Raw genomic sequence first — 24,017 nt, 5'->3', positions numbered from 1 at the left:
CAAGGGTAAGGTCAAGGGGGGGGCGAATGAATATTAGTGATGTGGCAAAAAAAACCGGCTTAACCAGCAAAGCCATCCGTTTTTACGAAGAGAAGAAACTGGTGACACCGCCTATCCGCACGGACAATGGCTATCGCAGCTACAGCGCCAAACATATTGAAGAGTTAACTTTGTTGCGCCAGGCGCGGCAGGTGGGTTTTACCCTAGATGAATGCCGCGAGTTACTGGCATTGTTTCATAACCCCGCTCGCCACAGCGCGGATGTAAAAGCCGCGACCTTACAAAAAGTCGCAGAAATTGAACACCATATTCATGATCTTCAACAGATGCGATTGCGTTTATTGGCTTTAGCGGACGAATGCCCAGGGGATGACGGCGCAGAATGCCCGATTATCAATAACCTGACGGGGTGTTGTCATGCAAGTGAGAAGCAAGAAGTTGGGTGATGAGGTATTGAGTTGAGGTATTCAGTTGAGATATTCAGTTGAGATATTCAGTTGAGATATTGTTAATGGCGCATTTAGATAAATACGCCATTATATCAATGCATTAGCGATGAGCAGCCCTGACGTGCAAGGTGTTGCCTTCCACTAATATCACTTCAACTTCGGTACCAGCAGCTAGCTCATTCGCGCTATAAATGCGCCAACTGCTGTCGCCGACCCTCATACGGCCAAAACCGTCAACTGTCGGTTCCGTCAGTGTTGCCCGCGTTCCCAACAATTGATGGCTGCGCTGGTTCAGCATAGCAGGCTGTGGTTTGGTGCGTTTACTCAGCCAATACCACCATAGAAATGCAGAAACCACCGTCAGAACGGCGAACAACACGCCTTGCATCTCCCAGCTAAAGGGAAATAGCCAGACCAGAGCACCGACAACCACGGCAGCAACGCCGCTCCACAGCATATAACCACTGGCACCCAGCATCTCAGCGGCCAGTAGTAGCCCACCGAGTGATAGCCAAAACCAACTTGGATTTGCTGCAATTGCTTCCAGCATGGTTATTTACCTCGGCTGTTTTTACTCTCACCAATCAGTTCTGCAATACCACCGATAGCGCCCATTAAGCTACTGGCTTCTAGCGGCATCATAATGACTTTACTGTTATTGGCCGAACCAATGTGTTGCAGGGCATCGGTATATTTCTGTGCCACAAAATAGTTAATGGCTTGAATATCACCAGCAGCAATAGCTTCAGAAACCATTCTGGTCGCTTGGGCTTCAGCTTCAGCGCCACGTTCACGAGCTTCCGCTTGCAAGAATGCGGATTGACGCTCACCTTCAGCTTTCAGAATTTGTGATTGTTTCTCACCTTCGGCACGCAAAATCGCCGCCTGACGAACCCCTTCAGCTTCCAGAATATCCGCACGTTTGGTACGTTCAGCTTTCATCTGAGCATTCATCGCAGAAATCAGTTCAGCCGGTGGGCGCACGTCGCGGACTTCAATTCGGGTCACTTTGATGCCCCACGGGTTGGTTGCTTCATCAACAATGTGCAGCAGGCGGCCGTTGATGTTGTCACGTTGGGACAACATTTCATCCAGCTCCATGGAACCCAAAACAGTACGGAAGTTGGTCATGGTCAAATTGATAATGGCCGATTCCAAATTGCTGACTTCATAAGCTGCTTTCACGGGATCAATAACTTGGATAAAGCAAACGGCATCAATCGCCACGTTGGCATTATCACGGGAAATGATTTCTTGGGATGGGATATCCAGAACTTGTTCCATCATATTGATTTTGCGACCAACACGATCCATAAATGGCACAACGATATTCAGGCCTGGCATCAATGTTTTGGTATAACGACCAAAACGCTCAACAGTCCATTGAAAACCTTGCGGGACGATTTTGATTGAGGAAAAGACCACAATCAGGGCGACGACGATAAGAACAGGGATGACTGTAAACATATTTAACTTCCTGTCAGCAATGATTTTTGTTTCTTAATATTACGTGACAGGGCGCTAAACGCCTAATGAAAGGCAGGTAAAAGCGTGTAAATGAGAGAATGTGGGGCCGGAGCAGAATAAAACAGCGCGGGATGGCCCCGCGCCGTAGCAAATAATGGCAACCTTATCACGGCGAATAGCCGCTAAACGCGCCGGTCAGTAGAGTAAGGAGTAAAGTTGACGGCGATATTTGGCGGCCAGCGCATCGCCAGTACCTAGTGCGGCCAAAATATCCATTAATGTCTTACGCGCAGTGCCATTTGCCGCAGCTAAGTCTTTCTTCAAGTGGCCTAGCAGTAGCTCAAGTGCTTCTTCGTTACGGCCGACCTGATGCAGTTGCAGGGCTAATTGTACCGCCAGTTCAGCATTATCCGGCTGCTCAGCCACTTGTTGTTGTAACAACTGGATTTCGGGGGTGTCAGCGGCTTGTTTAAGTAACTCAATTTGTGCAATCAGCCCCTGATATCGGCTATCACGGTCTTGCAGTGGGATGGTTGCCAATACGGCTTCAGCATCTTCACTGCGGTTTTGCAAAATTTGAGCTTCCGCCAGTTTCAGTGCAATATCGCTGGTCTGGGGATTATTGCTTTGTTGCATCAGCTGCCAGGCGTCTTTCAGCAATGGCAATGCTTCCTGCACTTTCCCCTCACTCATCAACTGTGCCGCTTCGGCAGCTTTCAACTCTTCAGGTTTCGGCAAAACCTGTTGTAGTAGCTCGCGGATAACTTCTTCTGGCTGTGGCCCTTGGAAACCATCAACCGGTTGACCGTCCTTAAAGAGATAAACAGCCGGAATGGAGCGCAAACCAAACTGTGACGCCACCATCTGCTGTGCATCGCAATCAACACGCGCCAAAATGAATTGGCCCGCATATTCTGCGGCCAGCTTATCCAGTACCGGGGTCAGTTGCAGACAGTGCTGGCTGCGCTCAGACCAAAAATAGAACAGCACAGGCACAGCCATGGATTGTTCTAAAACCTGATGTAGGTTCGCTTCAGTAATATCAATCGTAGTAGGTGCTAGCATGAATTATTTCTCTCATCCGTTTTATACCCGTGATACTTCAAGTTGCCTATGCGTTGGACTCACTCACTCACTCACCCCAATGACTGACTCATGTAAGCTCCTGGGACTCGTTCAGTTGCCGCCTTCCTGTCACTCGAATTATTTAGGGTATAGCAGTTAATTGGGGCAGATTATGTTGCTTCAACCCTCATTACTATTATCAAGAATTGCCACGCAGGACTTTATCGAGCATCCGGCCCGGTAATATGCGGCGCAATATCGTCAGCGCATGGGCGACTAAAGTGACCGGATAGCGCAATTGCGGGCGCGGGCTTTCCAATGCATGGCGCAATTTCGGTAAAATAGCTTCTGGCGGCAGTGTAAAGCGCTTGGCAATACCAGGATTATTCACCGGCTTATCAACCTGAGCCTGATTGACATTTTGCGTGAAATGGGTGCTTATTGGCCCCGGCTCAATCAAACTGACATGAATTCCGCTGTCATGCAGCTCCATACGCAGTGCATCTGACCAAGCTTCTAGCGCATATTTACTGGCGGCATAGGCACCGCGTCCGGCAGTTGAAACCAACCCCATCACTGAGCTGGTTTGAATAATGCGCCCTTCGCCGTGAGGCAGCATGGCGGGTAGCAAAAGTTGCGTCAGTTGGTGGGTACCAAACAGGTTGGTGGAAAATTGTTTTTCCAACTGCTGGCGTGAAATCGTCTGCAATGGGCCATATAACCCAAAACCGCCGTTGTTAAACAAAGCATATAAACGCCCAGCGGTCAGCGCGATAACCTGCGCGGCGGCGCGTTCGACACTGGCGCTGTCATCCAAATCCAGTTCAATACCTTCCAGACCCAACTGAGTCATCCTGGTGACATCATCGGGTTTACGGCAGGCCGCCAGCACGCGATAACCTCGGTTTTTCAAGTCTTGTGCCGCAATCAGGCCAATACCGCTGGAACAACCGGTAATTAATACTGCTTTTTGCATAACTTTACCTAGTGAATGGTTCTATTTATCTAAACAAGTGGTTAACTAAAGCTTATAACTTCTTATTGGTTACTAACGGTTTGAGTTGTTGCGCCATCCAATCTGCTATGAAAGGTTGCGCCTCGGCGTTAGGGTGTAAACCATCATCCTGCATCCACTCGGGCTTTACGGCAACTTGTTCCATAAAGAAAGGCACCAATGGAATGCCGAATTGCTGCGCCAGCTGTGGGTACATAGCGGCGAAAGCATCAGTATAACGGCGGCCATAGTTAGGCGGAATACGGATTTGCATCAATAATGGCTGGGCCTTGGCCTCCTTTATCTGATTGATAACTTGTGTTAAATCCCGTTGAATATCTTGTGGTGGGAAACCGCGCAGGCCGTCATTAGCACCCAATTCAATCAGCACCCAACGGGGCTGATGTTGTTTCAGTAGGGCAGGTAGGCGGGCTAACCCCTGTGCAGCAGTATCACCACTGATACTGGCGTTAACCACCTTCGGTAATGACGGTGTAGCTTGCCATGTTTTATCCAACCGCGAAGGCCAGGCTTCGGCAATCGGCAGGCGGTAACCGGCGCTTAAACTGTCGCCGAGAATCAAAAGTGTATCGGTTGCGGCGGCACGCAAACTGAATAATCCCAACAGTAATAGGAAGGGAAGATGCCAGCGGAAAACGTTCTTGAAGTTCATCATCTTAATAAACACGTCGGTCAGGGTGAGCAACAGCTCTCCATCCTTACCGGAGTTGAGCTGGTTGTCAAACCCGCGCAGACAATTGCGCTGATTGGTGAGTCGGGTTCAGGTAAATCAACTTTACTGGGCATTTTGGCCGGGCTTGATGATGGCAGCAGCGGCGAAGTCAGTTTACTCGGGCAGTCTTTGACTGCCATGGATGAAGAGGGGCGTGCGCAACTGCGGGCAAAAAATATTGGTTTTGTTTTTCAATCATTTATGTTGGTACCGACTCTCAATACATTGGAAAACGTCCAGCTTCCGGCGTTATTGCACGGGGAAAGCGAGCGCGAAAGTAAAACCCATGCCATTGAGTTATTAAAATTGGTCGGGCTGGAGAAGCGGTTGCACCACCTACCGGCCCAGCTTTCGGGCGGCGAGCAGCAGCGGGTGGCGCTCGCGCGGGCTTTTAGCGGGCGGCCAAAAGTGTTATTTGCCGATGAACCAACGGGTAATCTTGATCGGCACACGGGCGACAAGATAGCCGATTTGTTGTTTTCCCTTAACCGGGACTACGGCACCACATTAATTTTGGTCACTCATGATGTGCAATTGGCTGGCCGTTGCCAGCGGCGGCTGCGGCTCCAAGACGGTAAATTGTGGGAGGAAGCATGATTTGGCGCTGGTTTTGGCGTGAGTGGCGCTCACCCTCACTATTAATTGTCTGGCTGGCATTAACACTGGCGGTAGCTTGTGTGCTGGCGCTGGGCAGTATTAGTGACCGGATGGAGCAAGGGCTGAGCCAACAGAGCCGTGATTTTTTGGCTGGCGACCGCGTGTTAAAAACGGCTCATCCGGTGCCGGAGAGCTGGTTGCTGGAAGCAAAACAGCAGGGGCTGTCTATCAGTCGCCAGCTTTCATTCATGACCATGACGTTTGCCGGTGATCGCCCGCAACTGGCGGATGTGAAAGCCACGGACTTAGCTTATCCGCTGTATGGCAAGCTAGAAACCTTACCGGCGGATGTCAAACTTGAACCGGGAACCGCGCTGGCGGCCCCGCGATTGCTGGCGCTGCTCGGGGTTAAAGTCGGCGATACACTGGATGTCGGTGATACTTCGCTAAAGATTATTGGCGAAGTGCTGCAGGAGCCGGATTCAGGTTTTAACCCCTTCCAGACTGCGCCGCGGATTTTAATTAATTTGGCGGATGTAGAGAAAACCGGCGCAATACAACCGGGTAGCCGATTGAATTATCTCTATATGTTTGCCGGGCCACCGGAGGCAATTGCTAAATTCAGTGACTGGCTGGCTCCACAATTGAAGCCGGAACAGCGCTGGTATGGTTTGCAAGAATCTGGCGGTGCGCTGGGGAAATCCTTGCAACGCGCCCAGCAATTCTTACTGTTATCGGCGTTATTGACGTTATTACTGTCCATTGCCGCAGTGGCCGTGGCAATGGGGCATTATTGCCGCAGCCGCTATGATTTGGTGGCGGTATTGAAAACATTAGGGGCCGGGCGCAGTGCGCTACGGCGGCTAATTATCGGCCAGTGGGTCTCGGTGTTGGTGCTGGCGGGTTTGTGCGGCAGTGTCATTGGCTTATTGTTCGAGAAAGTGTTAATCCGTTTATTGTCCCCAGTATTGCCGGCTACATTACCGGCCGCAGGTGCTTGGCCATGGATATGGTCAATGGGATCGCTGATATTGATTTCATTGCTGGTGGGTATTCGCCCTTATCGGCAACTGTTGGCAACTCAACCGCTGCGAGTATTGCGCCGTGATGTTTCAGCCAATGTCTGGCCGTTGCGCTACTTTATCCCGGTGATGATAGCGGTGGTGGTGGGCTTGCTGGCCTTATTGATGGGGGGGAATTCCCTGCTGTGGGCCATTTTGGGCGGCATGGTGGTGTTGGCGTTATTGCTGGGCATCATCGGCTGGGGCGGCTTATTGCTGTTGCGCCGCCTGACGGTCACTCGCCTGTCATTGCGGCTGGCGATTAACCGCTTATTACGCCAGCCATGGATGACGTTGACTCAACTGGCGGCATTCTCACTGTCATTTATGTTGTTGGCTTTATTATTGGTATTACGCGGCGATTTATTGGACCGCTGGCAACAGCAATTGCCGCCGGATAGCCCGAATTATTTCCTACTGAATATTACGCCGCAGCAGGTACCGCAAGTCACGGAATTCCTCACGCAGCATCAGATAACGCCGTCGACTTTTTATCCGATTATTCGCGCACGGCTGACTGAAATTAATCAACAATTGGCGACCGAACGGGTTGCGGAAGATGCGCCTGGCGGGGAGGCCGTTAATCGCGAGCTGAATCTGACCTGGCAGCAGGATTTGCCCGAGCACAATATTTTGACCGCCGGGCAGTGGCCGCCTAAGGCGGATGAAGTGTCGATTGAGAAAGGCATTGCTGATCGAGTGGGAATTAAAATCGGCGATAAACTGACATTCAGTGGCGATACGCAGTCATTTGGTGCGACCGTGAGCAGTATTCGTCAGGTGGATTGGGAAAGCCTGCGCCCTAATTTTTACTTTATTTTCCCACCGGCTGTACTGGATGGGCAACCCCAAACCTGGCTGACCAGCTTCCGCTATCACGGTGACGGCGAGGTTCTGACACAATTGAATCGCCAGTTCCCGACTCTCAGTTTACTGGATATTGGCGCGATGCTGAAACAGGTCGGGCAGGTGCTACAACAGGTCAGCCGCGCACTGGAAGTGATGGTGGTATTGGTGATTATTTGTGGCACTTTGCTGCTATTAGCACAGGTACAGGTCGGCATGCGCCAGCGCCGTCAGGAATTGGTGGTTTACCGGACACTCGGCGCAAGTAAACGCTTACTGCGAGGTACATTGTGGTGGGAATTTGCGTTGCTGGGGCTAGTGGCCGGTATGGCGGCAGCTATCGGAGCAGAAGCGGCACTTTGGGCATTGCAGCGCTTAGTGTTTGATTTCCCGTGGCAACCTAACTGGATCATGTGGTGGTTATTGCCATTGGCGGCGGCGCTGTTGCTGTCACTCTGTGGCGGTTGGTTAGGGGCCAGATTGTTGCAGGGGCGGGCGTTATTCCGTCATTACACGGATTAGTGAAATAACGCGGGCGGCATAAACTGCCCGCGCTTCAGTTATAACTTAGCTTGCGCCCAGCGCAGGGCGTTTTGGTATTCCGCAGGTAGCAAAGGTGCTAATGCCGCCAGGGCCGCACTTAATTGCGCGCCATCGGGGTCATTTAAATTCAAATGGCCCACTTTACGGCCTTCGCGCACTTCTTTTTCATACCAATGCAGATGCACCAAGGGCAGTGATAGCCACTCTATATTCACTGGCGTGCCAATCAGATTGACCATCGCGGAGGGAGTATTCACCACCGGTTTGGGCAGCGGTAAGTCCAAAATAGCGCGCAGGTGCAGCTCGAACTGGCTGATAGAAGCACCATTTTGTGTCCAGTGACCACTGTTATGTACTCGCGGTGCCAGCTCATTAATTAATAAACTGTCGTCGACGATAAAGCACTCCATCGCCATTACACCAACATAATTCAGCTCATCCATAATTGCGGACAGCATTTTCTCTGCTTGCTGCTGTAGTTTGCTATTGGGCTGTGGTAATGCCACGCTCATGCGCAAAATACCTTCTTCATGAAGATTATGGGTCAGTGGATAAAAGACTGATTGACCTTGATGACTGCGCGCACCGACCAATGAAACTTCGCCGGAAAAGTTAATACCTTGCTCGACAATACATTCGCCGTAAGCATCGGCGGGCAAACTTTCTTGTTCACCGGCGCGTAAACGCCATTGACCCCGTCCGTCATAACCGCCGACCCGACGTTTCACGATGGCTAATTCACCCAGTGTGGCAAAGACCTGCGGCCACTCACTATTGCTGGCCAATAATTGCCATGGTGCGGTCGCCAAATTCAAGCTGTCGAGCAACTGTTTTTGAGTCAGACGATCAGCCAGACGAGGGAAAATATCGCGGTTAACGAAAGCGGTGTGGGTGGCGAGTTCGCGGGTTAACGCGGTTTCCGGCCAGCGCTCAATCTCGGCAGTAATCACACTGTGCTGATAAGGCACGGCTTCTGGCTCGGCATCTAAACCCACCGGATAAACAGCAATGCCTAGTGGCTCACCGGCCTGACGCAGCATGCGCCCCAATTGACCATTACCTAATACGCAAACGGGTTTCATGCTTCATCCCTCGGATCGGGATTGTCCAACACTTCGTCAGTTTGATTTTTACGCCAATCTGCTAAACGTGCTGCTAATTCAACATCATGCAGCGCCAGTATTTGAGCCGCCAGCAATGCTGCATTCGCCGCCCCGGCTTTACCAATGGCCAGTGTTCCCACCGGAATGCCACGTGGCATCTGCACGATGGAATACAAGCTATCGACACCACTTAATGCCGCACTTTGTACCGGCACACCTAAAACCGGCACCAATGTTTTGGCCGCTAGCATACCCGGCAGGTGAGCAGCACCGCCCGCGCCTGCAATAATGACATGCAAGCCGTTAGCATCGGCTTGCTCGGCAAAACTGAACAGTTTGTCGGGGGTGCGATGGGCAGAAACAACTTCGACATGAAAGGGGACATTGAGCGTGGTGAGCACGTCGGCGGCGAACTGCATGGTGGCCCAGTCACTCTTGGACCCCATTACGATAGCGATTTTAACCCCGGCTGGGTAAGCCGAATCGAGGTTAGCTCCCATGAGTGTAAAGCTCCTGTGATTGCGCAAGCGTCGGCCAGAATGATCTTATTTAAATCATGACTGGTGAAGAGGGCGTAGAGCATATCATGAGCCAAAGGCGAGGAAAACGGTTGCGTAGCGGCTTTTAGTGGGTTTTATTAGTTTTTTGATCGTAGTTGATGAGGTAAAACCTGAAGGTTAAAACGGGAATTTAATCAATTCAACACTATCAGCCGTGACTTTAACCATTGAACCTTCAACATGCCAGGCACCTAAAACCACACGGTGTGCCGTTGCCGCCGCTAATTCGACGGTATGAACCGCAGGGCGGTGGGTATGCCCATGAATCATCCAACTGACATTATTTCGCTCGAAAGTTTCAACCACCGCCTGTGGATTGACATCCATAATCAGCTGCGATTTACCACTATTATTTTGTTGGCTTTGATTGCGCATATAAGCCGCAATGCGTAACCGAAAGCGCAGCGGTAGCCACAGAAAGAGCTTCTGGATCAGGGGATTGTGTACTCGGCGGCGAAAATGCTGATAGTCGGCATCATCAGTGCACAGGGTATCGCCATGTAAAATAACGATTTTACGGCCATACAACTCAACAACTTTCTCTTCCGGCAGCAAGGTCATGCCACTTTCAAGTGCAAAGCGTTTACCCAGCAGAAAATCGCGGTTACCGTGGATAAAGTAGCAGGGCACGCCCTGTTGTTGGAGTGATTTCAACGCGGCAGCAACTTGCCGATACAGAGGCTCGGGGTCATCGTCGCCAATCCAGGATTCGAATAAATCGCCCAGGATATATAATGCATCAGCATGAATAGCATCACGCTGTATAAAATGCAGGAAACCGGCAGTGATTGCCGGTTCCTGAACGCTAAGATGCAAATCTGCAATAAAAAGCGTGCTCATTAAGCCGTTATTACTCGCTAACAGTAACGCTTTGAATGATCACATCTTCTTTTGGCACATCTTGATGCATACCGCTGCGGCCAGTCGCGACGTTTTTGATTTTATCAACCACGTCCAGACCTTCAGTCACTTCAGCGAACACGCAGTAACCCCAACCATCTGGGCGCTCTGAACGGAAGTTTAGGAAGTCATTGTCTGCAACGTTAATAAAGAACTGAGCAGTGGCAGAGTGTGGATCGTTGGTACGCGCCATTGCCAAAGTGCCACGGGTATTTTTCAGACCGTTGTTGGCTTCGTTCTTGATAGGGGCATCAGTTGTTTTCTGGTTCATACCCGGCTCAAAACCACCGCCCTGAATCATGAAACCATCAATAACACGGTGGAAAATAGTGTTATCATAGAAACCTTTACGGCAGTAGTTCAGGAAGTTTTCAACAGTAGCCGGCGCTTTATCTGCGAAAGTGTTGATGACGATATCGCCGTGATTAGTATGAAAAGTGACCATAATAATGTTCCTGCTAGTGTAATAAGTGTATTCACAAATGAGTCGTAACTCTTTAGATGGCTCTTATATCATATCTGCGAGATTGAGTCAGCACTCGAAACGCCGCCAAGATGTGCGAAAAAGTGCTGTATCGGGAGCTGATTTACCGCATAATCTGATGATATCTTTTTAAACCATGCGTTTCGCAAAAACAAAAACCACGGAATGTCCCAATGCTAAAGATTTTTAATACACTGAGTCGCCAAAAAGAGGAATTCAAGCCTATTCATGCCGGTAAAATAGGTATGTATGTATGCGGGATCACCATCTATGACCTGTGTCACATTGGGCATGGGCGGACTTTTGTCGCTTTCGACGTTGTGTCGCGTTATTTGCGTTATTTAGGTTACTCTTTGACGTATGTCCGCAATGTCACCGACGTTGACGATAAAATTATTAAACGTGCCATTGAGAACAATGAAACCTGCGAGCAACTGACTACGCGGATGTTGGCTGAAATGCACAAAGATTTTGATGCATTGAATCTCAAACGCCCAGATTTAGAACCGCGCGCTACCCATCACATCCCAGAAATTATTGAGCTGACCGAGCGCTTGATTGCCCGCAAGCATGCTTATGTGGCTTCAAATGGAGATGTTATGTTCTCTGTTGAAAGTGATCCGGATTATGGTTTGTTATCTCGTCAAGATCTGGACCAGTTGCAAGCGGGCGCGCGAGTTGAAGTGGCTGATGTTAAACGCAATCCGATGGATTTTGTCTTGTGGAAAATGTCCAAACCCGGCGAACCTAGCTGGGAATCACCTTGGGGGCCGGGCCGCCCTGGTTGGCATATTGAATGTTCGGCAATGAACGGCAAGCAGTTAGGCGCGCATTTTGATATTCACGGCGGCGGCTCTGATTTGATGTTCCCGCACCACGAAAATGAAATTGCACAATCCACCTGTGCGCATGATGGCCCTTATGTGAATTACTGGATGCACTCCGGTATGGTGATGATCGACAAAGAAAAAATGTCGAAATCCCTGAATAACTTTTTCACTATCCGCGATGTGCTGGCCTATTACGATGCTGAAACCGTGCGTTATTTCCTGATGTCCGGCCATTATCGTAGCCAGCTTAATTACAGCGAAGAAAATCTCAAGCAAGCACGTGCTTCCTTAGAGCGCTTATACACCGCGCTGCGCGGGACTGACGTGAATGCAGCGCCGGCTGGTGGTGCTGAGTTTGAAGCGCGTTTCCGTGCGGCAATGGATGATGATTTCAATACTCCAGAGGCCTACTCGGTGCTGTTTGATCTCGCCCGTGAAGTAAACCGCCTCAAAGCTGAAGATATGACCGCGGCAAATGCGTTAGCGGCTGAATTGCGTAAACTGGCGCATGTGCTGGGATTATTGGAACAAGATCCAGAACTGTTTTTGCAAAGTGGGGCGCAGACTGACGACGACGAAGTGGCAAAAATCGAAGCTCTTATTAAACAGCGCAACGATGCCCGCAGTAGTAAAGATTGGGCGCTGGCAGATTCTGCCCGTGATCAATTGAATGAGCTGGGGATTGTGTTGGAAGATGGCCCGCAAGGGACAACCTGGCGTCGTAAATAATACGGAACTGGTTAACGGTACCCTAAATAATTTGAGTTGCAGGAAGGCAGCCAATGCACATGCAGCTTAAAGTATAACGGGTATAAGATTAAAAAAATTGCGGTTCTGGTGTTGACCAGTAACCGCATTTTTTTGCCCATATATTATAACTGCTACAACGGCAGTTTTTCGCAATAACCAGCTAAAACTCGCCGTTGCTGAGGTTATTAGGCTTTAACCTGTACTTTCATACCTTGAAACTCAACAATCTGGTCAGCCAGGATCTTGCAGCGCTTGCGCGTTTCCACATTCCCGTCGACTTTTACCAGCCCATCAGCGATGGCGGCTTTTGCTGAGGCACCGCTATCGTTCCAACCTTGCAACTTTAATAAGTCACACAGTTCGACGTGCGGGTGTTTTTCCAAATGAAAAATGTCCATTACTGTCCTTTCACTCTATTTTCGTTGATGTCATGATATTCCTCGCAGGCTTGCAAGGTATTTTGTATCAGTGTTGCAACGGTCATCGGCCCGACGCCACCGGGAACCGGTGTAATCCAACCCGCACGCTCAACGGCGGCATCAAATTCTACATCACCGACTACTTTACCACTTTCCAAGCGGTTAATGCCGACATCAATCACGATAGCACCGGGTTTTATCCACTCACCGGGAATAAAACCGGGTTTACCGACAGCAACGACTAATAAATCTGCATTTTCGACATGTTGGCGCAAATTTTTGGTAAACCGATGAGTGACGGTAGTGGTGCAACCCGCCAGTAATAGCTCAAGGCTCATCGGGCGGCCGACAATATTGGATGCCCCTACCACGACAGCATTCAGACCATAAGTCGGGATATCATAACGCTCTAGCAGTGTCACGATGCCGCGTGGAGTACAAGGGCGGAGTTTAGGCGCCCGCTGACACAAGCGGCCAACATTGTAGGGATGGAAGCCATCCACGTCTTTATCCGGGTGAATACGTTCCAGGACTTTGACATTATCAATACCCGCGGGCAGTGGCAGTTGTACTAGAATCCCATCTATTTCACTATCGTCATTCAGTGAATCAATCAATGCTAACAGCTCGGCTTCCGTGGTGGTCATCGGCAGGTCATAAGAGCGGGAAACGAAACCCACTTCTTCACAGGCTTTACGTTTACTGGCGACATAAATTTGTGAGGCTGGATTTTCACCTACTAGCACAACAGCAAGGCCAGGGGCACGTTTACCCGCAGCTAAACGTTTCTGTACCAACGCAGCTACTTCGTTTCGTACCTGCTGCGCAATCGTTTTACCATCTATAATTTTCGCTGACATCAGTGGAAGGGTCCATCAATTAAAAAAGCGGGAATCTGCCTATTTTGTCAGAAGCGGGGCGTGCTGTCAGGCGTATAATAACGATTAATTAACGATTAAATAGCCAGTTGATAAACCGTAAGGCGAAAAGCCATTGACTCAAAGGCGACTGCCCGTATAATCCAACCCGCAACTGACTGCCAGCAGCGTTCTATGCTGCGGTAAATATCAAATGCGCCCTTAGCTCAGTTGGATAGAGCAACGGCCTTCTAAGCCGTAGGTCACAGGTTCGAGCCCTGTAGGGCGTACCATTTCGAAATAAATAGACGTCAACTGACGTCTTTTTTTATGCCTAAAATTCAGCGTATTAGCTTATTTTAGAGTGTCTTAAGTCTACCTGGCTCTATCGACATCAACCTACATCAAGTACTATTTGTTGGTATATGTGATGGTACATCCTCGTTCAATGAAATCTTATACCAACAGCCAGCAACGGAGAGCCACAAATGGCCTTAACCGATGTGAAGGTAAGAAGTGCAAAGCCAACAGAGAAGCCTTACAAGCTTACTGATGGCGAAGGGATGCATTTGATGGTGCATCCTAATGGATCTAAGTACTGGCGCTTGCAGTACCGATTTGACGGCAAACAAAAGATGCTGGCGTTGGGTATCTATCCTGAAATTTCTTTATCTGAAGCCAGGCAGCGGAGAGATGACGCTAAGCGGCAAGTCGCTAACGCTATCGATCCTAGTGAACAGAAAAAGGTTGATAAACAAGCTCGCAAAGCGACGGTAGAAAACACCTTCAAAGCTATCGCGCTTGAATGGCATGAGTACAAACGTCCTAACTGGTCGAAGGGTTATGCCGAAGACATTATGGAAGCGTTTGAAAACGATATCTTTCCGGATATCGGTAAACGCCCAATTGCAGAGATAAAGCCTCTGGAGATCCTCAGTTCACTTCGTAAACTCGAAAAACGTGGTGTCCTCGACAAGCTGCGAAAAATCCGTCAGGCCTGCAACCAAGTGTTTCGTTACGCCATTGTCACGGGGCGCGCTGAATCTAACCCAGCCTCAGAACTGGCAAGCGCACTAACTCCGCCAAAATCTGTGCACTATCCTCACCTGTTAGCGGATGAACTTCCTGCTTTTTTAGAGGCTCTCGCCGCTTATTCCGGTAGCCCTATAACTCGGCTAGCAACAAAGATTCTGATGCTAACTGGCGTTCGTACCATTGAGCTCCGCATGGCTGAATGGAAAGAGTTCGATTTCGAAAAGCGGGTTTGGGAAGTACCAGTCGAAAGGATGAAGATGCGCCGCCCACATCTGGTGCCATTGTCCGATCAGGTTGTGGCAGCACTACGTGAAATCCAGGCAGTGACAGGTCGCTACAATCTGGTATTTCCTGGGCGTAACGATATCACTAAGCCAATGAGTGAGGCGAGTATCAATCAGGTTCTGAAAAGGGTGGGGTATCACGGGAAGGCTACGGGGCACGGTTTTAGGCACACGATGAGTACTATCCTGCACGAACAAGGCTATAACACAGCGTGGATTGAGCTACAACTTGCTCATGTGGATAAAAACACCATTCGTGGCACGTACAACCATGCGCAGTATCTGGAGCAACGTAGGGAAATGTTGAAGTGGTATGGGGATTTTATCGATACTATTACCAAACCCAAGTTAAAGAATGTTTCATAGTAGGGTAATTATATTTGGCCGTAAAGATGGCCAAATATAATATAAAAATCATTAACTAGAACGTTAAATACTTAGTACAATTATCTGTCCCCTAACGGCACTAAATTTTAACGCTATGGATGGGGACAGAAAAAAGCGTTGCATTGGTAATATTTTACTTAGAGATATTAGTTATAGGTCATCAACGAACTGGTATTCTTGTTAACAGTCGTATCGCGTAATCTGACTTTCGGCTATGTGCCAAGAGCGGACATTGATTGCATCATGCTGAGTGCAATTAGGCTATTTACTTACATGCTCATGGAAGCACTTAATCACATGCTTTGTGTAATCATCTTTTACGCCGCCCAGATAAGTATTAGAAAGATTGTTTATTAAATTTTCTCTTTCGGAGTCTGTGCTCATTTTGTTCTCACCCTCAAAATCTTTAATTAAGGCAATGGTTAGAGCGTTAAGAAAAAATATTTCCGATTTAAAACAATAAATGCCTCGTTGTTTCATTAAATCAGCTGCCACATCTAAATCCCCATTTACTGTTATTTCATTAAAGAATTCAACTGTTGCATTGAGAACATTGGGAACAGATATTTTTTCTTGAGGGGAAAACAGATAACCACATGGGGAATGATTTGAAATAGTTGTTGATTTAATAAAGTGATAACCTTTACAACAAGCAAGGAAGACAACAAGTTCGTTCTTGCTAATTTCATTTAACCCTCTAAAGATATCCATTAATTCTTTCCATGGCATACGAGAGTCATCAGCAAACCCAATTTCATTTGTATTACCATGAGTTTCGATATCAATAATCGGTCTAAATCCCTGATTATTCTGCATCAAAAATCTGATTTCCTTCATCAAATCTATGAAACCACCTTTAGATGCAACCGGAATATATTGTATTCCTGAATGACCAGGATGTGATTTTTTTAACATGCTGGATAAAACCGCACCTGTCTTGTAATCATTCTCAGGTAGTGACTCAATAATAAGAATACTGTTGTAAACCACACTCAACTTTGACACTTTTCTCTCCTTTTAAAATTCACAAAAAACTTCTTAGAACGTAGAAATTAATTAGAATAAAATACCTAATATGATAGATTTCTTATGTAAATGGATGGAAAAACACATAATTAAATTTAGATATTTTTGATAAAATGGGCGTCTCTTTCATTAAAATTTCTCAAGTTAGATGATATCAGTCCCCGTGTACGTTTTCAAAACAAAGCATAATGATTAATATGAGGCAGCCGTCTGCTTTACGCTCAAAGCTGCCAGTCATGTCTACTTAGAAGTAATATTTCCAACTTTCTAAGCGTCTCCTGCGTGAATTCTTCGCGCAGACCCTCTCGGAATTTTCCGTTTTCCATGTGAACCCCCAATACGATTGATTTTACGCTGATCGCGTCAATGTCCGGTATAGATGGCGGTTTGGAATCTGAAACGCTCGATTTCCTGAAAGCGCAGGGGCTGATTGACGATTGAGTCGGGCTTCGGTGGTTAGATTTCGTGGCCATATGCGGGATTTTAGAGCCGCCTTTCAACATGCTCATGATGCAGGTTCAGAATTGTATTCTTCAGGCGGAGTTTTTGAGCGTCAGGCAGTCTCTTAATTTCGCCTGGATTCAACCCCGTATGATTCTTTATCGCTCGCGTGAAAGTTTGCTGGGATTCATAGCCGAATTTAACAGCAATAATAATGACGGTTTCACGCCCTTGAATTAACTCGAGCACTGCCTTACCCAGCCTGATGTCCTTGATATATTTTCCCAGAGGAACACCGGTGTGTTGCTTAAACACTCTCTGCATATGCCATTGAGAAAACCCCGCGCGTGCTGCAACTGTCGCGGTCGTGAGCGACTTGTCTTGTTGTTGTGCGATCCACCCAATGAGTTCATCAATGATGCTCTGATTATACGTCTGAACTGATGACATTTGTCCTCCAGAATGTGGGCATATCCGTAGACATGCCCTCGCTGTATTACGCTTTTTTACGGGTAAATTTCCCGACGACTTTCATGACCGAGAAGTAAAAAACAGGCACGAAGAAAATAGCCAGTAGTGTCCCACTAACCATACCGCCGAAAACACCGGTGCCGATGGCATGCTGTGTTTCCGCGCTGGCCCCACTGGCGATCATCAGAGGAACCACGCCAAGGGTAAATGCCAGAGAAGTCATCAGGATCGGACGCAGACGCATTCTTGCGGCTTCCAGAGTGGACTCCAGCAAACCTTTCCCGCCTTCATGCATTTGTTTGGCGAACTCGACAATTAGGATGGCGTTTTTTGCCGACAGGCCGATGATGGTAATCATGCCGACCTTGAAGAACACGTCGTTCGGCATATCCCGCATCACAACGGCCAGCACTGCGCCCAGCAGACCCAGAGGAACGACCATCATGACTGACAGCGGAACTGCCCAGCTTTCATAAAGTGCAGCCAGTACCAGGAAAACAACCAGCATAGAAAGAACCATCAGCATTGGCGCTTCTGAGGCCGACTGCTGTTCCTGCAATGAAAGGCCCGTCCACTCCACGGCAAAGCCTTCCGGTAACTGCTCAGCCAGGCGTTCCATCTCTTTGATGGCGTCCCCACTTGAATAGCCTTGTGCTGCATTGCCGGTGATCTTAATGGCCTGGTAGCCCTTATAACGTACCAACTGCAGCGGTGAATTCTCCCATTTTGCCTGGACAAATTCGGAGAGTGGAACCATGCCGCCGTTAACGTTGCGGACGTACAGCTTGAGAATATCCTCTGGCTGCATACGGAATGGCGCATCAGCCTGAATGATGACCTGCTGCATACGGTCAGCGTTAGGGAAATCATTGACGTAAAGTGAGCCTAATGCCCCAGACAACGTCTGGCTGATCTCATCAAATGGAACGCCCAGTGCGAAGGCTTTCTGACGGTCGATTTGCAGGTTAATCACCTGACCATCAGGGAGGCCATCAATATAGACACCCTGAACGACTTTGCTGCCCGCAGCCAGCTCTAGCAGTTTATCTTTTGCTTCACCGAGCGCGGCATACCCTTTACCTGCCCGGTCTTCCAGGCGCATGGCAAAACCAGAGGAGTTACCGAGCTCATCTATCGCGGGGGGCATCAGGCTGTAAATTTCAGCGTCAGGATGACCGTACAACGTTTCCAGAACATGGCCGGATTCAGACGCTGCTGTCGCGCCATGACGTTCTCCCCAGTCTTTCAGCGTAGTAAACGCCAGCGCTGAGTTAGGCCCGGAACCGGAGAAACTGAACCCCATGATGGAAAGGTTAGTTTCTATGCCTTCTCTGCCCAGCACGGTATTTTCAAACTCTTTCACCACACCCAAAGTGCGCTCCGCCGTAGCATCGGAAGGCAGCTGAATGGAGGTCAGGAAGTACCCCTGATCTTCTTCTGGCAGGAAGGAGGAGGGAACACTTCGCATGGAGAAGAACAAAACAAGGCATAGTGCCGCGTAGACCGCCAGTGAACCCCCAACGCGCTTAAGCATTCTGGCTACGCCACTTTCGTAACGGTCAGTCATGGCCGCGAATTTACGGTTAAACCAGCCGAAAAAGCCTTGCTTCTCATGTGCGTTGTTATCTACCGGTTTCAGCAGTGTCGCGCAAAGCGCAGGCGTCAGGCTGAGCGCCAGGAAAGCGGAGATGAGTATCGAGACGGCCATCGACAGAGTGAACTGCCGGTAGATTGCCCCAACCGAACCCGTTGCCATCGCCATCGGGATAAATACGGCACTCAGTACCAGTGTGATGCCGATGACGGCTCCGGTTATCTCCTTCATCGCTTTTTGCGTCGCTTCTTTCGGCCCCAGTCCTTCTTCAGCCATGATTCGTTCAACGTTCTCAACCACCACGATGGCATCATCGACGATGATGCCGATGGCGAGAACCATGCCGAACATGGTCAACACGTTGATGGAAAAGCCTGACATCAACATCACCGTGAAAGTCCCCAACAGAGCAATGGGTGCCACGATGGCGGGGATAAAGGTGTACCTGATATTTTGTAAGAACAGATACATCACCAGGAAGACCAGCACCATCGCCTCAATAAAGGTGTGCACCACTTTCTCAATGGAGATTTTTACGAAAGGTGTCGTATCAAAGGGAATTGTGTACTGCATGCCCTGAGGCATCGCCTTACTCAGATCGTCAAGGCGCAGCTTAATCTGCTCGGCTGTTCTGACCGCGTTAGCGCCCGGTGCAAGCTGGATAGCCGCACCTGTTGAAATTTGTCCATTCTCACGTGTTGAGAAGGTGTAACTCTGTGGCCCCAGTTCCAGGCGAGCGACATCAGAAAGCACCACGCGCGAACCATCACGGTTTGATCTCAGCGTGATATTGCCAAATTCTTCAGGTGAACTGAGCTGGCCTTTAACCAATAAAGGATAGGTGACCTGCTGGCCCGGAACGGCGGGAGAGTCACCCGTTCGGCCAGGGGATATCTGGGCGTTCTCAGCCGTTATCGCCTGGCTGATATCGCTCACGGACAGGCTGTACTGATTGAGTTTTACGGGGTCAATCCAGACGCGCATGGCTTTCTCAGCACCAAATAACTGGACGCGCCCCACGCCTTCAACGCGGCGGAGTTCTTCAATCATGTTGCGGGAGAGATAGTCGCTTAAATCACTCTCCGACATCTGACCCTGTTTTGATGACAGGCCGACGATCATCAGGAAGCCGGATGAAGAGGCTTCGACATTCAGGCCATTCTGACGCACCACCTGAGGTAACCTGGGTTCGACAATTTTGATACGGTTCTGAACGTCAACCTGAGCAAGGTCTGGATCCGTGCCCGGCTTAAAGGTGACCGTAATCGTTGCCTGTCCGGTGGTATCGCTGGAGGACTCGAAGTAGAGCAGGTTTTTAACCGAAGACAGTTCGCGCTCAATTAGTGCGACGACGTTGTTGTTCATCATCTCGGGCGTTGAGCCCGGATAGGTGGCGTAAATACTGACGCTGGGCGGTGCCACCGATGGATAGCGGGCGACAGGCAGTTTGGGGATAGCAATCAACCCGAACAGCACGATAAACACGGCAATGACCCACGCGAAGACCGGGCGATTAATAAAAAACTGAGGCATAACGAATCCTGGATAAAAGTGAGAATATGGTTACGGATGTGCGCTCTGTGCAAGTTGCAGCGAAATCCCTTCCTGTAACCGGCTCATGCCTTTGATAACTAACCGATCGCCTGCTTTAAGACCATTTCTGATGAAGAAATTAGCGCCAACGGCTTCTCCCAGCTCAACCTTGACCGCTTTCGCTTTACCCTGCTCGTTGAGCCAGACATATGTCTTATCACCTTCACGTACCACCGCTTCACGTGGAACCATCAGTCCGTCCTGGTCAAGCAGGCGTGTGATCTTTGCCTGAACATACATACCCGGTAGCAGCGTTCTGTCCGGGTTATCAACTAGCAGACGCATCACCACATCCCCCGTGCTGGCATCTACACTCACACCGGTGAAAAGGATTTGGGCCTGGTTGCTGTAGGGCGTTCCGTCAGCAGAGATAATGGCCGCAGTCGCTGCATTTCCGCCGCTGGCTAATGTGCCTGCAGCGGTTCGCAGCGCGTTCATCTGAGCGGCAGGCTGGCGAACATCGACATACACTTTGTCTATCTGCTGGACCGTTGCGAGGGCCTGGCTGTCACTGGCACTGACCAGCGCACCTTCAGTGATAAAGTTTTGATCAACTCGTCCGCTAATCGGAGATTTCACCGTGGCATATGAGAGGTCCAGCTGTCTGCGTTCAAGCGTCGCACGAGCCTCCGAAATGACCGCTTTTGCTTGTTCAGCAGTGGAAAGTGCCTCCTCGTAATCCTGGTCGCTGACAGCGCCGGTATGTCTTATCTTTGCCAGACGGTTCGCTTTAGCCTGCAACTGACGGTAGCTGGCCTGCGCTTTTTGCAACGAGGCGGCTGCGCTGTTGACGTCAGCCTTAAACGAGGCGGGATCGATCTGGAATAAGGCCTGCCCCGGTGTTAATTCACTACCCTGGTTAAACTTCATTTCGGTGACGATGCCGCTTACCTGAGGTCTGATCTGCGCAATTCTGAAAGCTGCCACCCGGCCCGGAAACGTGTGCTCCTGGGAAACTGGCTCAGCGGTTAGTGTCGTCACGTTCACAATGGCTGGCATCTCTTCTGTCTGTGCGGCGGTTTCTGAACCTGAATCACAGGCGGATAAAAGCCAGAAGAGGGATAACATACTTATTTTCGTCATTCGGTTTAGTATCATTCCAGTCAATTCCTGATATTTAAAATAGATATCTCGTGCTATAATAATTATACAATTCATATGTTTATATCGTGTGTAGGGTGTGTGGAGATTGTGTGGAGCACGAAAAAATGAGTGGATATCGGAGGTAAAAATGAATAACGTCAAAATCCTGCTGGCAGAAGATGAAAATGATATTGCTGAAATTCTCACCGCGTATCTGGTGAAGGAAGGGTTTGCAGTTGTCCGGGCAAAGGACGGGCGTGAAGCCATTTCACTCTTTTATGCCGAATCTCCCTTATTTGTGATCCTGGATATTCGAATGCCGCATGCTGATGGTTGGCAGGTGCTCACTGAGATCAGACGGGACAGTGATGTTCCGATCATGATGTTGACTGCACTGGATGCAGACATCGATAAAATTCAGGCTCTGCGAACGGGTGCCGACGATTACATTGTTAAGCCCTTCAACCCGGCAGAGGTCATAGCAAGAATTCACGTTATCCTGAGACGCATGTCCCATCACCGCGCAGATCAAAATCTGTTGTCTTTCAGTACCCGTCATATCGATCTCAATGTCACTCATCACGCCGTGGTGATCAAAAATACCGATACTGATATTGGCAGCCAGCTTACCTCCACAGAGTTCAAAATTCTCCTGCACCTTATTCGCTATCCGAAAAGGGTATTTTCGCGCCAGGAAATCCTGGATTATTGCCTGCCGGAGGGAGACGCCAGTGAGCGAACCGTCGACAGTCATATCAGTAAGCTGAGAAAGAAAATTGAGCAGGCCGGATTACCGTCTGTGCCAGAAAGCATCCGTGGCTTTGGCTACCGACTGGGAGACTGAAATGGCAAAAACCGGTATTCGGTACCAGTTGTTCATCCTGACCTCTAAAGTAGCAGTCAGTACTCTTGTTTTGTTGTCTATCGTTTACAGTACTTACATCACTGTTTTTGCTGATGGCCGCTATGAGTACAGCTGGATACCCTCCACCCATGACTGGGTGCTAACCCTTATTTCCGGCTTGTTATCTTCCGTGGTTGCGCTAGGTTTTGCCTGGGGTTTTGCCCGCAAAGTGATTACCCCATTGAATGCGGTGGCAGAGAGCGCCCGCAAGATTGCGGAAGGCCAGCTTAGCGAAAGAGCAAAACACAGCGTTCATGAAATCAGGGAGACGGCATTATTGGTCGATGATTTCAATGCGATGGCAGATAAACTGGAAGTGATGTCCAGTGAAATGAAGAAATGGAATGCGGCCATCGCCCACGAGCTGAGGACACCAGTCACCGTTTTACGGGGCAGGATTCAGGGCATTCTGGATGGCGTATTTGAAAAGGACGATCGGCAGTTTGCGATTTTACTTAACCAGACGGAAGGGTTATCGAGACTTATCGATGATCTAAGAGTTTTGAGTCTGTCTGACAGCGGTCAGCTCTATCTTTACCGCGAAACCGTCAATATGGATCAGTTGATCCTGACCAACGTTGAACTCTTTCGCGACGAACTTGAAAGCAAAGGCCTAGTACCTGTGGTAGAAGCTGAACCTGTGACTGGCTTTGTGGACAAAATTCGAATCGGTCAGGTGCTATCAGCGCTGCTGAGTAATGCCGTCAAATATTCCGACTCTGGTAAACTCCTCATCACCTGTCATTTAATCAATGGCGACATTCGCATGACGGTTGAAGATGAAGGGCCTGGCATCTCGTCGCAAGACATCTCAGCAATTTTTGATGCTTTTTATCGTGCAGACAGTGTACGTTCCGATAAAGCCGATGGTTCAGGGCTGGGACTGGCCGTAGTGAGTTCCATCGCGAGAGCTCATGGTGGCAAGGTAAGCTGCAGGCGCAGTGACCTGGGAGGGTGTTGTATTGAGTTTACACTGCCTAATGAGGTTAATTAAACCGTAATAGCGTCGAATATCGCTTTCTGGTTTGATTGTCACCGACTGCTTTTTCGCTCACAGCAGCCCATTGAAATCCCTTTTGGGGCTGCTTCGTGCCAAAAGCGGACATTTACAATCGAGCTGCTCACATAGGTTTGATGCTTTATATAAGGCCTAAGTATATAGCAAGCACAGATCATGATGAATCGGAAGCTATTGACTGCCATAAAAGGGCAGCATCATGACCGGCAATGGCTCAGCAGTGGCATGAAAAAGAACGACCATGCTAGACAGCACGGTACCCACACCATGGGCTTCGGCTAACCTGCGCCGCGCCAACCTCACCGGCTTACCGTCGACTATCACCATCCTTATCCGCGAGCTGAAACTCTGCTGAATATCTCCCATCTGTGGCTGGTGACCGAACCTGCCCACATGTGCGCTGGTATAGATACCCTCTCGAGCAAAGCCACACTGCAAAAGGAGTGCCACGCTTTCCTGTTCACCGGAAAAAACCGCGCCAGTATGAAGCTGCTCTGAGTCGGTTGGTGTGCTGGATAGCCTG

At 49.2% G+C, this 24,017-nt stretch carries 23 protein-coding genes and 1 tRNA gene; 8 read left to right on the top strand and 16 right to left on the bottom strand.

What is annotated here, in order from left to right; translation table 11 throughout:
• The first annotated feature begins 26 nt into the window (after positions 1-26).
• On the top strand, positions 27-446 hold the full coding sequence (gene cueR / locus OP863_RS14050; protein WP_145588451.1) for a Cu(I)-responsive transcriptional regulator: 420 nt from the start codon (positions 27-29) through the stop codon (positions 444-446).
• Positions 447-549: 103 nt separating this feature from the next.
• Here the strand turns inward: cueR and OP863_RS14045 are convergent, their stop codons facing one another.
• From OP863_RS14045 to tesA, 5 genes are all read right to left on the bottom strand, one after another.
• A complete protein-coding gene (locus OP863_RS14045) occupies positions 550-999 on the bottom strand; it encodes an NfeD family protein (protein ID WP_145588453.1) in 450 nt (149 codons plus the stop codon).
• 2 nt (positions 1,000-1,001) lie between these two features.
• Complete coding sequence (locus tag OP863_RS14040) at positions 1,002-1,916, bottom strand: SPFH domain-containing protein (RefSeq protein WP_004704953.1); 915 nt, start codon at positions 1,914-1,916, stop codon at positions 1,002-1,004.
• A gap of 195 nt (positions 1,917-2,111) precedes the next feature.
• On the bottom strand, positions 2,112-2,981 hold the full coding sequence (locus OP863_RS14035; protein WP_145590934.1) for a thioredoxin family protein: 870 nt from the start codon (positions 2,979-2,981) through the stop codon (positions 2,112-2,114).
• A gap of 199 nt (positions 2,982-3,180) precedes the next feature.
• Entirely contained in the window at positions 3,181-3,957 is a 777-nt protein-coding gene (locus tag OP863_RS14030; RefSeq protein WP_145588457.1) for an SDR family oxidoreductase, read from the bottom strand.
• A 52-nt stretch (positions 3,958-4,009) separates the two neighbouring features.
• Positions 4,010-4,648: a multifunctional acyl-CoA thioesterase I/protease I/lysophospholipase L1 gene (gene tesA, locus OP863_RS14025; protein ID WP_038631634.1), complete on the bottom strand. Its 639-nt coding sequence runs from the start codon at positions 4,646-4,648 to the stop codon at positions 4,010-4,012.
• On the opposite strand from tesA, the gene ybbA reads away from it, so the two are divergent.
• The gene (gene ybbA, locus OP863_RS14020; RefSeq protein ID WP_265525427.1) at positions 4,619-5,305 is read left to right on the top strand and encodes a putative ABC transporter ATP-binding protein YbbA; all 687 of its coding nucleotides are present in this window, start codon (positions 4,619-4,621) and stop codon (positions 5,303-5,305) included. The two genes, tesA and ybbA, sit on opposite strands and share 30 nt — an antisense overlap.
• On the top strand, positions 5,302-7,734 hold the full coding sequence (gene ybbP, locus OP863_RS14015; RefSeq protein ID WP_265525426.1) for a putative ABC transporter permease subunit YbbP: 2,433 nt from the start codon (positions 5,302-5,304) through the stop codon (positions 7,732-7,734). Before ybbA ends, ybbP begins: the two co-directional genes overlap by 4 nt.
• A 38-nt stretch (positions 7,735-7,772) precedes the next feature.
• On the opposite strand, the gene purK is transcribed toward ybbP, so the two are convergent.
• The 4 genes from purK to ppiB form a co-directional block, all read right to left on the bottom strand.
• The gene (gene purK / locus OP863_RS14010) at positions 7,773-8,837 is read right to left on the bottom strand and encodes a 5-(carboxyamino)imidazole ribonucleotide synthase (protein ID WP_038631640.1); all 1,065 of its coding nucleotides are present in this window, start codon (positions 8,835-8,837) and stop codon (positions 7,773-7,775) included.
• Positions 8,834-9,358 carry a 5-(carboxyamino)imidazole ribonucleotide mutase gene (gene purE, locus OP863_RS14005; RefSeq protein ID WP_004390638.1) on the bottom strand — a complete coding sequence of 175 codons (525 nt, stop codon included), beginning with the start codon at positions 9,356-9,358 and terminating at the stop codon, positions 8,834-8,836. The genes purK and purE overlap by 4 nt, the downstream gene beginning before the upstream one ends.
• Positions 9,359-9,535: 177 nt before the next feature.
• Complete coding sequence (locus OP863_RS14000; RefSeq protein WP_038631644.1) at positions 9,536-10,258, bottom strand: UDP-2,3-diacylglucosamine diphosphatase; 723 nt, start codon at positions 10,256-10,258, stop codon at positions 9,536-9,538.
• A 10-nt stretch (positions 10,259-10,268) separates the two neighbouring features.
• Entirely contained in the window at positions 10,269-10,763 is a 495-nt protein-coding gene (gene ppiB, locus OP863_RS13995) for a peptidylprolyl isomerase B (RefSeq protein WP_038631646.1), read from the bottom strand.
• A 212-nt stretch (positions 10,764-10,975) separates the two neighbouring features.
• Between ppiB and cysS the strand changes: the two genes are divergently transcribed.
• Positions 10,976-12,361 (top strand): cysteine--tRNA ligase, encoded by a 1,386-nt coding sequence (cysS, locus tag OP863_RS13990; RefSeq protein WP_145588464.1) that lies wholly within the window; start codon positions 10,976-10,978, stop codon positions 12,359-12,361.
• Between the two features lie 206 nt (positions 12,362-12,567).
• On the opposite strand, the gene ybcJ is transcribed toward cysS, so the two are convergent.
• Both ybcJ and folD read right to left on the bottom strand, forming a co-directional pair.
• Positions 12,568-12,780 (bottom strand): ribosome-associated protein YbcJ, encoded by a 213-nt coding sequence (gene ybcJ / locus OP863_RS13985; protein WP_038631651.1) that lies wholly within the window; start codon positions 12,778-12,780, stop codon positions 12,568-12,570.
• Positions 12,780-13,661, bottom strand: a complete 882-nt coding sequence (gene folD, locus OP863_RS13980; RefSeq protein ID WP_038631653.1) for a bifunctional methylenetetrahydrofolate dehydrogenase/methenyltetrahydrofolate cyclohydrolase FolD — start codon at positions 13,659-13,661, stop codon at positions 12,780-12,782. Before folD ends, ybcJ begins: the two co-directional genes overlap by 1 nt.
• Before the next feature lie 213 nt (positions 13,662-13,874).
• Between folD and OP863_RS13975 the strand changes: the two genes are divergently transcribed.
• A tRNA-Arg gene (locus OP863_RS13975) sits at positions 13,875-13,951 on the top strand.
• Positions 13,952-14,146: 195 nt separating this feature from the next.
• Positions 14,147-15,343 (top strand): tyrosine-type recombinase/integrase, encoded by a 1,197-nt coding sequence (locus tag OP863_RS13970; protein WP_263700420.1) that lies wholly within the window; start codon positions 14,147-14,149, stop codon positions 15,341-15,343.
• A 282-nt stretch (positions 15,344-15,625) separates the two neighbouring features.
• On the opposite strand, the gene OP863_RS13965 is transcribed toward OP863_RS13970, so the two are convergent.
• The 4 genes from OP863_RS13965 to OP863_RS13950 form a co-directional block, all read right to left on the bottom strand.
• The gene (locus tag OP863_RS13965) at positions 15,626-16,369 is read right to left on the bottom strand and encodes a hypothetical protein (RefSeq protein WP_265525425.1); all 744 of its coding nucleotides are present in this window, start codon (positions 16,367-16,369) and stop codon (positions 15,626-15,628) included.
• A gap of 504 nt (positions 16,370-16,873) precedes the next feature.
• The gene (locus tag OP863_RS13960) at positions 16,874-17,281 is read right to left on the bottom strand and encodes a helix-turn-helix domain-containing protein (protein WP_265525424.1); all 408 of its coding nucleotides are present in this window, start codon (positions 17,279-17,281) and stop codon (positions 16,874-16,876) included.
• 46 nt (positions 17,282-17,327) lie between these two features.
• Entirely contained in the window at positions 17,328-20,429 is a 3,102-nt protein-coding gene (locus OP863_RS13955) for an efflux RND transporter permease subunit (protein WP_265525423.1), read from the bottom strand.
• A 30-nt stretch (positions 20,430-20,459) separates the two neighbouring features.
• Complete coding sequence (locus OP863_RS13950) at positions 20,460-21,572, bottom strand: efflux RND transporter periplasmic adaptor subunit (protein ID WP_265525422.1); 1,113 nt, start codon at positions 21,570-21,572, stop codon at positions 20,460-20,462.
• A 148-nt stretch (positions 21,573-21,720) separates the two neighbouring features.
• Here OP863_RS13950 and OP863_RS13945 point away from each other — a divergent pair, with 148 nt between their 5' ends.
• Positions 21,721-22,416, top strand: a complete 696-nt coding sequence (locus OP863_RS13945) for a response regulator (protein WP_265525421.1) — start codon at positions 21,721-21,723, stop codon at positions 22,414-22,416.
• A 1-nt stretch (position 22,417) separates the two neighbouring features.
• On the top strand, positions 22,418-23,470 hold the full coding sequence (locus OP863_RS13940; RefSeq protein ID WP_265525420.1) for an ATP-binding protein: 1,053 nt from the start codon (positions 22,418-22,420) through the stop codon (positions 23,468-23,470).
• A gap of 195 nt (positions 23,471-23,665) precedes the next feature.
• Here OP863_RS13940 and OP863_RS13935 read toward each other — a convergent pair whose 3' ends face one another.
• Positions 23,666-23,944, bottom strand: a complete 279-nt coding sequence (locus OP863_RS13935) for a hypothetical protein (RefSeq protein ID WP_263700421.1) — start codon at positions 23,942-23,944, stop codon at positions 23,666-23,668.
• Between the last annotated feature and the right edge of the window lie 73 nt (positions 23,945-24,017).

The organism is Yersinia sp. SCPM-O-B-9106 (C-191) (assembly GCF_026183365.1).
Lineage (GTDB): Bacteria > Pseudomonadota > Gammaproteobacteria > Enterobacterales > Enterobacteriaceae > Yersinia > Yersinia rochesterensis.
Note: the sequence above shows the minus strand (reverse complement) of the source record. Positions and strands in the feature narration are given on the sequence as shown.

Excerpts from the sequence above, each read along its gene's own strand:
- OP863_RS14030 (WP_145588457.1), bottom strand. The coding sequence starts at position 3,957 with ATGCAAAAAGCAGTATTAATTACCGGTTGTTCCAGCGGTATTGGCCTG.
- ybbP (WP_265525426.1), top strand. The coding sequence starts at position 5,302 with ATGATTTGGCGCTGGTTTTGGCGTGAGTGGCGCTCACCCTCACTATTA.
- tesA (WP_038631634.1), bottom strand. The coding sequence starts at position 4,648 with ATGAACTTCAAGAACGTTTTCCGCTGGCATCTTCCCTTCCTATTACTG.
- OP863_RS13960 (WP_265525424.1), bottom strand. The coding sequence starts at position 17,281 with ATGTCATCAGTTCAGACGTATAATCAGAGCATCATTGATGAACTCATT.
- ppiB (WP_038631646.1), bottom strand. The coding sequence starts at position 10,763 with ATGGTCACTTTTCATACTAATCACGGCGATATCGTCATCAACACTTTC.
- purE (WP_004390638.1), bottom strand. The coding sequence starts at position 9,358 with ATGGGAGCTAACCTCGATTCGGCTTACCCAGCCGGGGTTAAAATCGCT.
- cueR (WP_145588451.1), top strand. The coding sequence starts at position 27 with ATGAATATTAGTGATGTGGCAAAAAAAACCGGCTTAACCAGCAAAGCC.
- ybbA (WP_265525427.1), top strand. The coding sequence starts at position 4,619 with ATGCCAGCGGAAAACGTTCTTGAAGTTCATCATCTTAATAAACACGTC.
- OP863_RS13955 (WP_265525423.1), bottom strand. The coding sequence starts at position 20,429 with ATGCCTCAGTTTTTTATTAATCGCCCGGTCTTCGCGTGGGTCATTGCC.
- ybcJ (WP_038631651.1), bottom strand. The coding sequence starts at position 12,780 with ATGGACATTTTTCATTTGGAAAAACACCCGCACGTCGAACTGTGTGAC.
- cysS (WP_145588464.1), top strand. The coding sequence starts at position 10,976 with ATGCTAAAGATTTTTAATACACTGAGTCGCCAAAAAGAGGAATTCAAG.
- OP863_RS14035 (WP_145590934.1), bottom strand. The coding sequence starts at position 2,981 with ATGCTAGCACCTACTACGATTGATATTACTGAAGCGAACCTACATCAG.
- OP863_RS14045 (WP_145588453.1), bottom strand. The coding sequence starts at position 999 with ATGCTGGAAGCAATTGCAGCAAATCCAAGTTGGTTTTGGCTATCACTC.
- OP863_RS13970 (WP_263700420.1), top strand. The coding sequence starts at position 14,147 with ATGGCCTTAACCGATGTGAAGGTAAGAAGTGCAAAGCCAACAGAGAAG.
- purK (WP_038631640.1), bottom strand. The coding sequence starts at position 8,837 with ATGAAACCCGTTTGCGTATTAGGTAATGGTCAATTGGGGCGCATGCTG.
- folD (WP_038631653.1), bottom strand. The coding sequence starts at position 13,661 with ATGTCAGCGAAAATTATAGATGGTAAAACGATTGCGCAGCAGGTACGA.
- OP863_RS13945 (WP_265525421.1), top strand. The coding sequence starts at position 21,721 with ATGAATAACGTCAAAATCCTGCTGGCAGAAGATGAAAATGATATTGCT.
- OP863_RS14000 (WP_038631644.1), bottom strand. The coding sequence starts at position 10,258 with ATGAGCACGCTTTTTATTGCAGATTTGCATCTTAGCGTTCAGGAACCG.
- OP863_RS13940 (WP_265525420.1), top strand. The coding sequence starts at position 22,418 with ATGGCAAAAACCGGTATTCGGTACCAGTTGTTCATCCTGACCTCTAAA.
- OP863_RS14040 (WP_004704953.1), bottom strand. The coding sequence starts at position 1,916 with ATGTTTACAGTCATCCCTGTTCTTATCGTCGTCGCCCTGATTGTGGTC.
- OP863_RS13950 (WP_265525422.1), bottom strand. The coding sequence starts at position 21,572 with ATGACGAAAATAAGTATGTTATCCCTCTTCTGGCTTTTATCCGCCTGT.